Here is a 12,901-nt window from a genome sequence, read left to right on the forward strand (position 1 = left end):
TCAGAAGCGGATCGACCCCGACAGACCGAATTCGCGTGGATTGGTAAGGACAGCGGTGCGATAACCCGAGTCATAGGTGATCGACGGATCATTGCTGGCCGTTGTGATCGCGTTGGTGATTGAAACGTTTGTAAGCTTGTCCTGGTTTAGCAAGTTACGGACAAAGGCCGAAACTTCCCACTTATTCTCTTCGCCGCGCAAACCGACAAACAAGTTGATCAATTCCCGATGCGGATAACGGAACTGTTGCCGCTCGGAAAATACGCTCGGACGATAGCTGATCAAGCCACGGATGAATGGCTGTATCGGGCCGGAACCGAAGCGGAATTCGCTGTTTGCGGTAAGACTGAAGTCTGGGACATCTGCCAGACGCGAATTACGCTCACAGAAGCTGACATTGTTCAGCCCGCCGAACGCCGCATTGGGGACAACAATATTTCGGCCCGTTGCGGGATCGACTATGTTGCACGGCAGAAGAGCATTCTGAAAACGCGCCTTGACGTAGGACGCACTGACCGAGAAGTCCCAATTGTCCGTCGGCCTGCCCGCCAAGGTGGCTTCAATGCCCTTCACCTTGGCCTTGCCATTGTAATTATAGTCGGCATTTGTATCGACCGAGCCGTTTGGTGGCCCTGCGAAGAAGCCAGGGAAGAGTTGGGCCCCCTGATCCGTGGCGATCCCGGTGAAGCGGGAGATGAAATTGTCGAACTTCTGGTAGAAAGCCGACACGTCGAGCGAAAGCCGCCGGTCGAGGAAAGCGGACTTGAAGCCGACTTCGAAGGAGTCAGATCGTTCAGGCTTGCTGATCACAAGGTCGGTGCTGACATTTTGCGGAGTACCGACGCCTGCCGTCGCGCCGCGATAAGACCGACCATAAGCGCCATACACGGTGAGATCACGGCTGAACTCATAAGTGATCGTGGCCGATCCGGTGAAAGGATGCGCTTTTGAGTCGAAATCGACAATGGGGAAAGTTCCGCTCCCCGGGATAGTGATCGTCGCGAATTGTTTGCTCTTGAGGCGAGTGTAGCGGCCCGCCGCCTCGATCGTCAGATTGTCGGTCGGCTTCAGACGGACGCTGCCCGCCACCGCCATGGTTTCACCGCTGACAGGTATCTGGATGAGGCCCTGAACAGGCTGAATGAAGACGGGGAACGGCACGCCGGGAGCGCCAACGATGTAGTCAAGTGGATTGCTGACGGTCACATTGCCGGTCTGCTTGGTGTAATAGGCGCCGATCGTCCAGTTGAAGAAGCCGTCATTATTCGACAGCAGCCGAAGTTCAGCCGTATCCACATTATAGGGCGTCCGCGTAATCTGCGTCGGTGTGTAGTTGTGGATCGCGTTTCCGCCGTCAGTCTCGCCGGTCTGCGTCAGCTTCGTTTCCTGATGACCAGCAACAAGCGCGACCGTAACCGGTCCAAGATCGTAATTTGCGTCGAGAGTGAGCAAATGGCTATTGTTAATGAAACGGCTGAGACCCTCGGCGACAGCCAGCCGGTCGCCCAGCGCGATAGGCGGATTGCCGATCGCGGCATTACCCGGACCGAAAACCTGCGGGTAGACGCGGTTATCCGCGTTCAGATATTGGTACATCAGATTGATGTCGAAGCCTTCGGCGGGCTGCAATGCCAATGACAGGCGCCCGCTCATAGTGCGGCTGCGCGTCCAATCGTCACGCTTGATGTTGCGGACCTGGGCGCCGCGATTGCCATCGACCAGCATCGATGCACGGAGCGCGACCTTGTCCTGCACCAGTGGCAGCGAAACGCCGCCCTGCACATTGAAACCAGCGTCCTCCGTGACCGTAGCCTGTCCATAGCCCTCAATGGCACTAAGGTTCGGCCGACGGGTGCGGATGGTGATGGCGCCAGATGGGGCTGTACGACCACGCAGACCGCCCTGCGGACCACGAAGTACCTCGATCTGGTCGATGTCATAGATGGCTGTGAACGCGGTCTGTGCGTCCACGGGAACTTCGTTGAAGTAGAGATCTACTGACGGGCCGGTGCCTTGATCAGGATCGAAGGAGACGCCGCGCAGTGTCGCAGTATTGCTGCGGCCATTGTCGTTCCTCAGTTCGAGGCCCGGCGCGAGTTGCTGCACATCCTTGACGTCAAAGATTTTCAGGCGCTCAATCTGCTCGCCAGTCGCAACATTGATGCTCATGGGAACATCCTGCAGCGCCTGCGCCCGGCGGGTAGCAGTCACAACAATTTCGGTGTCGGAGCGATTTGCGCCGTTAGCCACATTTTGCGCATTTTCTTGCGCGCCCGCCCCTCCCGAGAAAGCGCCACAAGCTGCGCCGGTCATCAGCCACAGCAGCTTTTTCTTTGGTAACATCCCTTTCATACTTCCTCCCTCATTTTAAACTTTAGATCGTATGGTAGCGCTATCATTGCGAGCCAAATCATTCGCGCATCGACCATTTGGCCTAGTTCAAACACCCTCACTTTGCTGAGCAGCGTCATTCACTTGAACTGAATCGGCCAAGAAGTAAACACATAAGGATCATTTTTTGAAGCTCGCCTCGCCTCTGCGGGCAAGGCCAGATTGATTGCAATTTCCTCTGCCGGGCCGCTAAAGCGAGATTAGGGGTATGCCGCCATCATATCCGGTGGTTGACCTAATCCTGCGCTTCCAAGATGCCAAAAAGGAGCAGCGGGTAAGCAGATGAGGACCGTTGATTTTGGAAGCGTCGAAAAGGGTGAGCCGAAAGGGCAAGATGGGCAGACCCACTTTGGAAGAAGCGGGCTTGATAGAGAACGTTATTTTGGAAACGGCGACAAAGCTATTTCTTACCCATGGTTACGACGCAACTTCAATGGTTGCGGTGGCGATGGGCGCAGGGGTGTCAAAGAGAACGCTCTACTCGCGATACGCGACGAAGGAGGCCCTCATGAATGGGGTTATCGAAGATCGCGTAAGACGATGGGCTGCCGCTGCCGGTGAGAATGACGTAAATTTGCCCGACGATTTCAAACTGAGAATGATCAGGCATGCGCAAACCTTCGCCCACGCCTTGGGCGGGACAGAGGTGCGAGCGTTTGACCGATTAATTCAAGCAACCTCCTCGCGTTTCCCTCAATTTGCCAAAGCCTTTCACGATCTTGGCTATCGGTACGAACTGGAGTTCCTGGCGGCGGAAATCCGCAAGGGATCTGCAGGCACCTCAAGGCCGGTCCAGGACCCGGAGCGCGTTGCGCAACAGCTGCTCAGCATGATCATCGGGTGGCGCCGCACCCAAGACCTCGTTCGCGAGCTTGAAAGAGGGGAAGTAGAGGCATTCGCCAAAGATGCGGTAGAGGTAATCTTTGAAGGGCAAACCGCTTGGTGATCCGAAGGTCGGCCGCTTTCTGCGCTCGCACGAAAGTAGCGGTCATCGAGCAGCTTGTTCAAGAAGGCTCGTGCGGTTGTGCTCCCGAGAGCCTTAGAGCGTTTGCTGGAAACTCCTACCAGGTTTCGCGCGACTGCATCAGCATATCTACGACGGTTTGGCCCTGAACTTCGATCTCGGACGCTGCTACTTCCCGGACCAAATCATGCTGGATGAACCAGCCATATACACCGTTGATGATCAACTGGGCCACCAGTTCAGGCCGCTTAACTTGAACGCGGTCCCGCTGAGCCGAATTTTGTATGTCCTGGGATAATAGTCGCACGGCATTTTCATAGCCGAGTTCGTGCATCATCATCCCCAATTCCGGGAACCGATGCCGGTTGGACAAAGTCAGCGAATGGAAGGCGCGGAAAAGCGGATCTACAAGGACGGCTGCCATGTCCGCGACACGAGATAGCAGGATGGTGCGAATATCAGCATGATCAAGCAAGTCATTCGGGCGAGGACGCGCATACCAGAGCTCAACGGTATTTTGGACTACAGCCCGAAATAGCGCCGCCTTAGTCGCGTAGCGGCTATAGAGGGTGGTGCGGCTAATCCCGGTCTCGGCTGCGACAGCCTCCATGGCGACGCCGTCGAACCCCTCGGCCAGAAACATCCCCCGTGCTGTTGAGAGGATCGCTTGTTCGATCCGTGCGACATCTTCGGCTGTGGGACGCCCGCGCTTGATCGCGAGCTTATCTAGGCTGGGCTTCGGATGGGCCATGCTATCGCCTTTGATGCTCAGCTGCGTCCATGACAATAGGTGTCAAGCGACCTGAGCCATGGACCTCGCCGCGCGCCGTCCGGAAAAAACACAGTCTGCGACTGACAGGCCACTAACGTATATATTTGAGCAGACCCCAACGGCAGTTCGTCCCGCAGCGTATAAGCCAGCAATCGCGGTTCCATGCTGGTCGAGCACCGCCCCGCAAGACTCATCGACCTTAAGCCCGCCCAGCGTCAGCACGGGCAAGAAGCTGAGCTTTGCATCGATGGACATGTTGATCGCGTGGAAAGGCCCTTTGCGGATCGGCACAATATCCTCGTTCGCTTTGCCGAACGGGTCGCGATCACCGCTGCCCGCCAGCCGGTTATAATCTGCAATGGATTGCTCCAGTCCCACAGGATCGATGCCGCACTTGCGAGCAAGAGCGTTAACGCTCGCTGCCTTTTTCGACCCCAGCAACATGGCAGCAAGCGCCGGATAGCCCTGAAAGGGTAATATCGCTTTACTGCGACACTGCGCCTTAGCCTTGCGGAACTGTTCGTCATCCAGCACAATCCAGCACACGCCCTGATGATCCTCAACCATCGGCATGCCAATCGATGCGCCATAGAGCATCTCGTTGACATATCGCTGACCCTTGCTGTTCACCACCATGCCTTGTGCCCACGCCATAGGGGGATTGATGAAACGCCAGGCGCTGGCATGGTGCAGACGCGACACAAAGCCCCCTGCACTCTGCCCCAGCCTTATGCCGCTGCCATCGTCGCCCGGCGTGCCTAGCGGCATTCCTTTCAGATATTTTGGCGCATAATGGGCGACCATCGCCCGATTGAAGATGAAACCGCCCGCCGACAGGCACACGCCCCTGCGAGCGCGTACCAGCCGTTTGATACCGATGCTTTGTTCCAAATCCTTGGCCTTGGCAAAGAGGCGAGCGGCGTGACGCGCCAGCAACCCGGCGAAGGGCATCGACGGAGGAAGGCGCAGCACCAGTGCAGTCGCGCGCCGCATCAAGGCGGCGTGGCGCTGTCCTTCCTTTGTGTGAGCTGGGATCTGAATTGCGCAGGCCCCTACGACACGGCCGGATCGATCAACAACGAGTTGGCGCACCTTGGCTGAGGTCAGACATTCGACGCCCGCTCGATCTGCCGACGCACGCAGCGGGTCATAGAGACCCTTCCCGTATCCCATCGGCGCATCGAGCTTATCGACCAGCGCCCGATGCCCGCGTGCCGCCGGTCTCGCCACGGCCTTATAATTGGGCGCGAGGCTGTTGTCCGAATGGTAGAGCGTATAGTCGGTGTGCGGGTAGCTGGTCTTCTTGGCGTAGAGCCGCCCTTCGAAGCGCACGCCGTACTTGGCGAGCCAGCGTGCCGTTTCCGCGCTGGTGTCACAGAAGCGTTGCAGTGTGTCGTCGCCGACGACGCCCTGAGTCTCCAATTGCAGATAGCGGAACATATCCTCCGCCCTATCTTCCACGCCCGCTTCCTGCTGCGCGGGAGTGCCGCCGCCACCGTAAAAGATGCCGCCGTTGATGCGGGTCGCGCCGCCGCCGTCGGTGCGGTCGATGGCGAGTACGGTAAGACCTTGCTCCCTCGCCTCCAGCGCTGCTGAAACACCCGCGCCGCCATAGCCGACGATGACGACGTCCGCAGCGAAATCCCATTCTATCGAGCCAACATCATCGACGACAAGCGGAGCTTCGACCTCGCTATGCCAGTGGGGGTCCCCCGGCCGTGGTTCGGTTTGAAAATCGCTCATCCTGGCATTCCCTTCCGGACAAAAGAATCGTCCCGCAGCTCTTAAATGGACATCAATGTACATTTCAATTGGCAAATACATTTTCGGGCTTTAACGACGCGAAGATCATCGGATCGAAGGACAGAACATGCCGAAAAACGGGAAGCTGGTGCTGGTGACCGGCGCGACCGGCAATATGGGCCGCGCGGTAGTGGACGCGCTATTGCAACAGTCAGACATCAGGCTTCGTGTGCTGGTCCGTCCGGAGGAAAGAAAACACCCAGTCATTCGCCGCCTGCGCAAACGTCAGGGCATCGACTGTGCCTGGGGCGATCTCACGGACGCCGTCTCGATCAATCAAGCGGTCGCAGGCGCCGACATCGTGCTGCACATGGGCGCCCTGGTCTCGCCTCTCGCTGACGAACTGCCGCCAGCGATCGTTGAGAAAGTGAATGTCGGGGGCACCCGCAACGTCGTAGAGGCAATCAAGGCGCAGCCGAATGCCGATGACATCCGCCTGGTTTACATCGGCACCGTAGCGCAGACCGGCAGCCGCAATCCGCCAATCCACTGGGGGCGCACCGGAGACCCGATCTGCACCGGATTCAACGGCCATTATGCCGACACCAAGGCCCAAGGTGAAGCGATTGTTGCGGAATCCGGCCTCAAACATTGGGTGTCGATCCGGCAGACGGGCATGGCACATTATGACATGTGGAAGACGCAAGGTCCGATCATGTTCCACAACCCACCTAATGGGGTGATGGAGTGGTCGACAGTCGAGGATTCCGCCAGACTGATGGCGGCATTGTGCGGCGACGATGTTCCAGAGCATTTCTGGCGCCATTTCTACAATATAGGCGGCGGTGCGTCCGCGCGGCTCGTCAACCATGAATTGATGGTCAAGATGATGGCCGCGATGGGGGTCAGGGACTTCCGCCGTCTGCTGGACCCCAAATGGCTGGCCACCCGAAACTTCCACGGCCAATGGTATCTGGATTCTGATCGGCTGCACGAACTCGTACCGTACCGCCACACCACGATCGAACACTTCTTCGCGGAGCTTCCGCGCCGCATTCCCTGGATAGTGCGTACCATCATGCGCTTCTTCCCCGGCCTCGGGCGCAAGCAGATTCAGAAGACGGCGGAAGGCGCTGGCGGTCCGGTCCAGTGGATGCGTACCAACGACGTCGAACATATCGACGCCTATTTCGGCTCTCGCGAAGAATGGGAGCAAATCCCCGCGAGCTGGGATGACTTCCTATTCGCACAGCCCTCACGCGATCCCGAACCGCTCGACCATGGCTATGATGACAGCAAGCCGAAGAGTGAATGGTCCATCGAAGATCTGAGGTCAGCAGCGGCCTATCGTGGTGGCAAATGCCATGCCGAAGCGCTTTGCGACCCGTACTCTCCGGCGCACTTTGAATGCAGCGTCGGCCACAGCTTCGATATGTCACCAAATCTTTACCTGGCTGGGGGGCATTGGTGCCCCATTTGCCAGAGGGACATTGAATCCTACAACGATATTGCGGTGGCGAACGCCTTCTTCGCTCAGGTGTGGCCTGGGCCTTCCGCCATTCCATACGCTCCAAATCCCAATTGATCGGGAGGGATTTAGCTTGACTGGTCCGCTTCAACGCGCCGATTTCACGCGCATGATTTGTCAGACAAAGCCACGCGCACGAGTCCTCCAGTCACTTCCGTCAATGCTGCTCGCGGTGTTCGCGCCGTTGATGGCGATTGGCGCGCCCACGGCGGCTGCGCAGGATGACAAGTTGCTGGAGGCATTCCGGTCACCGCCTCTCGCCGCCAAGCCCCGGGTGTGGTGGCATTGGAACAGCGGACAGATCAGCGCCGCCGGGATCGCAGCTGACCTCGACTGGATGCAGAGGATTGGCCTTGGCGGATACCAGGCGTTCGACGTCGATCTTGGCGCGCCTCGCGTGGTGGAAAACCCTTTGCCCTACATGAGCGAAGGCTGGAAGGAGGCTTTCAAGCAGGCCGTCGACCAGAGCCTGGTCAAGGGCTTCGACATCGGCGTCGCTGGATCGCCGGGCTGGAGCGAGACCGGCGCGCCCTGGGTCAAGCCCGAACAGGCCATGAAGAAATATGTCTGGAGCGAGACAAAGCTGACGGGTGGTCAGCCGTTCACCGGCAAGCTTGCAAGCCCGCCTTCTTCAGCTGGGCTGTTCCAGAATAATCGCGCTGGTTTTGGCAGCTCAGGCTTTTACCGCGACGCGAGGGTGATCGCCTTCCGCACGCCAGGAAGCGCCATCCTGCCAACGCCTGTTATCAGCGCAAGTGGTGGCAGCTTCACAGCGGAAAAGCTGACGGACGGCGACGTTGTGGCCGCCAGCGAGCTGGCTCCCGTCTCTTCGGGCGGCGAAGCATGGTTGCAGTTCGACTATGGCCTCCCTGTCACGGTTCGGGCGGTCACCGTCGCGACGGGCAGCTACGCTCATTTTGGTGGCCGGGGCGGCGCTGGTCTTGGACCTGACGCTCGGCTGGAAGCGAGCAGCGACGGCCGCAGCTGGCGGCAGGTCGGCGGCCTGGAAACCGCTGGACCGCAACGCACCACGGCAGTTCCGGCGGCTACGGCGCGCTGGTTCAGGGTCGTCGTGCCAGCGGGCAAGGAACCCGCAGGCAAGTCCAGCGGCCTCAATCTTGGAACATCCACGGCAGGCAAGCTGCTGGTTTCCGAATTGGTGCTGCATGGCGCCCCGATGGTCAATGCCTGGGAAAGCAAGGCGGGCTTCGTCCTCTCCCGCGACTATTACGCCTTGGCTACTCCGTCCGCCGCCGGCGCCGTGCGAGCAGGAGATGTGATTGACCTTACGACACGGCTGCGGCCGGACGGGTCGCTCGACTGGACCCCGCCCAAGGGGAACTGGACGGTTTTGCGGCTCGGCTATTCGCTGACCGGTCAGACCAACGCGCCTGCACAGGCGTCGGGCCGCGGGCTGGAGGTGGACAAGCTCAGCAAGGCGGACGTCACCAGCTACATCACGCAATATCTGGATCGCTATCGCGAGGCGAGTGGCGGCAAGCTGGGCAAAGGCGGCGTCACCAATATGGTGTTCGACAGCTGGGAAGCCGGGGAAGCGAACTGGACCCCTGCGATCCTCGACCAGTTCAAGCGCCTGCGCGGCTATGACGCGACGCCGTTCCTGCCCGTGCTGGTCGGATATGTGGTGGACAGCGCCGAGGTGAGCGACCGGTTCCTGTGGGATTTCCGCCGCACCCTGCAGGACCTGCTGAAGACGGAACATTATGACACGCTGACTGCCGAGCTGCACAAGGCGGGGATGATCCGTTACGGAGAATCCCATGAAGGTCCACCCGCCGCCATAGGCGACGGCATGGAGATGAAGGCGTCGGCCGACGTTCCGATGGCGGCGATGTGGGCTAAGGAAAAGCCGGGCGTTTTCCAGCCGTCGGCCTTTGCCGACATTCGGGAGTCGGCTTCGGTCGCCCATATCTGGGGCCAGAATATCGTCGCTGCGGAATCCCTGACCGTACACGGCTCGCCCTGGTCTGTCTTTCCGCGACGTCTGAAGCCCGATGCCGACCTGATGATGCTGGCGGGGGTGAACAGGTTCATCCTGCATAGTTCGGTGCACCAGCCACTACTCGGCAAGGCGCCGGGCCTCGTGCTCGGGCCGTTCGGTCATTGGTTCAATCGCAACGACACCTGGGCTGAACAGGCGGGACCGTGGGTCTCCTACCTCGCCCGCGCCTCCCACCTGTTGCAACAGGGCCAGGCCGTGAACGACATCGCGGTCTTTTATGGCGAGGGCACGTCCATCACCGGCCTCTTCGGCGAGACGCCCCCCGCCGTGCCCAACGGTCTGCAATATGACTATGTCAATGCGGACGCGATCAAGACCCGTCTCACCGTCAAGGACGGACGATTGGCGACGCCTAACGGCATGTCCTGGCGGCTTCTTTACATGAGCGGCCAAACGAAGTGGCTGACCTTGCCCACGCTGGAACGGCTGCGCGACCTGGTGCGCGACGGCGCGGTGCTGGTCGGCGAACGGCCTTTGGGATCACCCAGCCAGAGCGACGATCAGAAGAAGGTCACCGCCGTGATCGCTGAGCTGTGGCCCGAAAATGGCGGGGTGCGCAAGGTCGGCGCGGGCAAAGTCTATCCGATAACCGCACTGGATGCCGCCATTGCCGCAGAGCAGATACGCCCGGACTTCGAACTGGTGCAAGCGCCCGTCGATGCGGAGGTTCGCTTCCTTCATCGACGGTTGCCTGATGCCGACCTTTATTTCGTCTCCAATCGCCAGGATCGGGCGCAAACGGTGCAGGCAGCTTTCCGCGTCACGGGCAAGGATGTCCAGATACTGGATCCTGTAACCGGCCTTTCGCGGCCAGCGAGCTATCGGGTTGATGACGCGCGCACCATCGTCAATATTCCGTTCGATCGGTTCGGCTCTGTTTTCGTGCTGTTCCGGGGAGAGGGCGCGGCAAGTCGGCAGCTGCCAGCAGCGGCCGTGCAGCAACTCGCCGACCTGTCGGATAACTGGACCGTCGCTTTCCCGCCAGACAAGGGGGCACCTGCGAAGCTGCGGCTCGACCGGCTTCGCGACCTCAGCACAGACGCCGATGCCGGCGTGCGCTATTTTTCCGGCGCGGCGAATTACACCCACACCGTGCGGGTCCCCAAGGCGTGGCTGGAGGATGGCGGCCGGTTGCAGCTTGACCTTGGTAGGGTCGAAGTGATCGCTGAGGTGCTGGTCAACGGCCAATCCGCCGGGATCGCCTGGACCGAGCCGTACAAGCTCGACATCACCGGCATGCTCAAGCCCGGCCCCAACAAGATCGAGGTTAAAAGTAGTAACCTGTGGGTCAATCGCGTCGTCGGCGACCGGCAGCCTGGTGTGACCAAGCGGATCAGCTTCACCCATGAGGACGCCGCCAGCCTCGGCTTCAAGCAGCCACGCAGCGTGTTCGACACGATCGGCCCGGGCGGCAAGCCGTTCGGCGGCACGCCCTACACTGCCGACACGCCACTACCGTCATCCGGCCTCATCGGGCCGGTGCGCCTATTGCGCGAAGTGCAGGGCAACTGAACGGCTTGGCACGAGCGGCCAGAATGGTCGCCCGGCCAACGCATCTGCCCGCGAGCCCGGCTACAACGGTTGGGTCGCGGAGGACGATCAGTCGAAGCAGCGCGTGCTCGTTGCGCGCGTGATGCCATTCTCATTGACGGCATCGACAGCGGCACAATAGCCCGCGCCAAGATTCAGGCTGTTGACGTCAAGCGACGTCGCACCGTCATACACCTGGAAATTCTGGTTCATCAGATCGGGCCGCCGTCCGAGGCGGACGACATGGAACTCCGCTCCAGGAGCGGCCTTCCACTGCAGCGTCACGCGCCGTGGGTCGGCAGCATTGCGAGTGGCTTGCACGGCGCTTGCACGACCGGGCTTTTTACCTGCGCCCATCCCGAACACGCGCAAATCATAGAGGGAGAATTTTGCACTGTCGGGCATATGCATGTTTCGCAAGCGTACGAAGCGGGCCTGCTCGGCGCGGGGAAGCACCTGATAGTCGTGGGGCGCGTCCCGGCCTTGCGCCGAATGATCGATTACCCGACGCCAGTCGCGTCCATCGTCCGACAGTTCCAGCACATAACGATAGGTATCCTGGCTGACACCGCGTCCCGCGCTGCCTTGATCAGCAAAGTTGATCTGCACCGCCTCGATCCGCTTACGTCCACCCAGATCGATCTGGAACCATTCGTCGCCACCAGATTGCGCCGACCACCAGGTACGCGAATCCTCGTCCACCGCCTGTTCTGCGGGAAATCCGTCCAGCGTCGATGAGACGCTGACAGCCTTACGGCGTGATAGCAGCATCCATCCCGTCAACTCCCGCTTGCCATTCAGGAAGCGCGGATAATCGCCAAGATATGTGTCCGTCAGGAGATCGCCGTTTCGCGTGAAACGGGACGGAAACAGCCCGAGCCGTCGCTCGAAAATATGACGCTGGGAAATAGTCATCGTGCCTGCATGCCACCACCGACCATCAGCGTCCGCGAAAGTGCTGCCATGACCGGCGCCAGTGATGAAGCCGGTCGGCTTGACCGCGAAAGGGCTATAGTCCTGGTAGACGAACGGACCCATCGGATTGTCGGAGACCAGCACGCCATTGGCATAGGCCTTGAACTCCGTACCAGGCGCTGAATATTCCAGATAATATTTCTTCCCGCGCTTGGTCATCCACGATCCTTCGACGAAGGACGGCGCGTCTACTTTTTCATTATTGTCGCCGGGCACTTCCCACCCGCGCCTTTCCTTGTCGCGGGACTGGGAAATCTGCGCGGTCCTGATCACGCGGAAGTTAGTGGTGTCGAGCTCGTCCACGCGGAGCGGCCCGCGCGATGCGAGACCACTATACATATATAGGCGGCCGTCATCGTCGAGGAACAGCCCCGGGTCCTCATACCGTTCGTCGATGGTGGCGGCTTCATACCAGCGGCCGGACTTTGGATCGTCCGTCGTCCAGATGCGCCGGGTGCTCTCGCTCGTTGCCAGATACATGCGGTCACGCAATATGACGACCGTCGGCGCGAATTTGTCGATGGCAAAGCCGCTCCCTTCGACAAATGTCCAGCGCTTCAGATCCGGCGACTGCCAATAGCCCTTGGAGTGCGACGCGAAGAGCCAGTAGAGCCCTTTATATCTCACTATCGTCGGATCCGCAGCTTCGCGATACGCTTCGCTCAGCTTCAATTGGATTTGTGGAATTTTGACCGGCGCCTGATACCGGTACGGTAAATCGACCGGATTGGCATAAGTCTCCAGGCGGTAGCTGTCGGCAGCTTCTGCGGACATCGACATGCCTAGCCCCAACGCTGACACGCTTACTGTTGCAATCCTGAAACCGGCTCGCACACCCCTGTTCCGTTCTAAAAATTCCACCAGCCGATTTCCTCTACAACTTGAAAGCGGAACGCCAGCATAGCTCCGAACAGGGCTAAAAGTATACGGTTGAGTTGCATTATTCTCCCGGCTTGGATAGGTGTCCGATTATAG

General features: G+C 59.6%; 7 protein-coding genes. 3 read left to right on the forward strand and 4 right to left on the reverse strand.

The genetic code is table 11. The features are described 5' to 3' along the window. Nucleotides 1-2,352, reverse strand: coding sequence for a TonB-dependent receptor (locus AC6JBC_RS09785; protein WP_498024014.1), 2,352 nt, complete (start codon nt 2,350-2,352; stop codon nt 1-3). A 373-nt stretch (nt 2,353-2,725) separates the two neighbouring features. Here AC6JBC_RS09785 and AC6JBC_RS09790 point away from each other — a divergent pair, with 373 nt between their 5' ends. Next, nucleotides 2,726-3,337, forward strand: coding sequence for a TetR/AcrR family transcriptional regulator (locus tag AC6JBC_RS09790; RefSeq protein WP_498024016.1), 612 nt, complete (start codon nt 2,726-2,728; stop codon nt 3,335-3,337). A 115-nt stretch (nt 3,338-3,452) separates the two neighbouring features. Here the strand turns inward: AC6JBC_RS09790 and AC6JBC_RS09795 are convergent, their stop codons facing one another. Further along, nucleotides 3,453-4,106: a TetR/AcrR family transcriptional regulator gene (locus tag AC6JBC_RS09795; RefSeq protein ID WP_498024017.1), complete on the reverse strand. Its 654-nt coding sequence runs from the start codon at nt 4,104-4,106 to the stop codon at nt 3,453-3,455. Nucleotides 4,107-4,148: 42 nt separating this feature from the next. Continuing rightward, entirely contained in the window at nt 4,149-5,870 is a 1,722-nt protein-coding gene (locus AC6JBC_RS09800; protein WP_498024018.1) for an FAD-binding protein, read from the reverse strand. Between the two features lie 127 nt (nt 5,871-5,997). Between AC6JBC_RS09800 and AC6JBC_RS09805 the strand changes: the two genes are divergently transcribed. Next, nucleotides 5,998-7,455, forward strand: coding sequence for an NAD-dependent epimerase/dehydratase family protein (locus AC6JBC_RS09805; protein WP_498024020.1), 1,458 nt, complete (start codon nt 5,998-6,000; stop codon nt 7,453-7,455). A 103-nt stretch (nt 7,456-7,558) separates the two neighbouring features. Continuing rightward, a complete protein-coding gene (locus AC6JBC_RS09810; RefSeq protein ID WP_498024021.1) occupies nt 7,559-10,933 on the forward strand; it encodes a glycosyl hydrolase in 3,375 nt (1,124 codons plus the stop codon). Between the two features lie 87 nt (nt 10,934-11,020). Here AC6JBC_RS09810 and AC6JBC_RS09815 read toward each other — a convergent pair whose 3' ends face one another. Continuing rightward, a complete protein-coding gene (locus AC6JBC_RS09815; RefSeq protein ID WP_498024022.1) occupies nt 11,021-12,706 on the reverse strand; it encodes a family 43 glycosylhydrolase in 1,686 nt (561 codons plus the stop codon). Nucleotides 12,707-12,901 lie beyond the last annotated feature (195 nt).

It is taken from the genome of Sphingobium sp. RC1, assembly GCF_059738765.1.

Excerpts from the sequence above, each read along its gene's own strand:
- AC6JBC_RS09795 (WP_498024017.1), bottom strand. The coding sequence starts at position 4,106 with ATGGCCCATCCGAAGCCCAGCCTAGATAAGCTCGCGATCAAGCGCGGG.
- AC6JBC_RS09785 (WP_498024014.1), bottom strand. The coding sequence starts at position 2,352 with ATGAAAGGGATGTTACCAAAGAAAAAGCTGCTGTGGCTGATGACCGGC.
- AC6JBC_RS09805 (WP_498024020.1), top strand. The coding sequence starts at position 5,998 with ATGCCGAAAAACGGGAAGCTGGTGCTGGTGACCGGCGCGACCGGCAAT.
- AC6JBC_RS09790 (WP_498024016.1), top strand. The coding sequence starts at position 2,726 with ATGGGCAGACCCACTTTGGAAGAAGCGGGCTTGATAGAGAACGTTATT.
- AC6JBC_RS09800 (WP_498024018.1), bottom strand. The coding sequence starts at position 5,870 with ATGAGCGATTTTCAAACCGAACCACGGCCGGGGGACCCCCACTGGCAT.
- AC6JBC_RS09810 (WP_498024021.1), top strand. The coding sequence starts at position 7,559 with ATGCTGCTCGCGGTGTTCGCGCCGTTGATGGCGATTGGCGCGCCCACG.
- AC6JBC_RS09815 (WP_498024022.1), bottom strand. The coding sequence starts at position 12,706 with ATGTCGATGTCCGCAGAAGCTGCCGACAGCTACCGCCTGGAGACTTAT.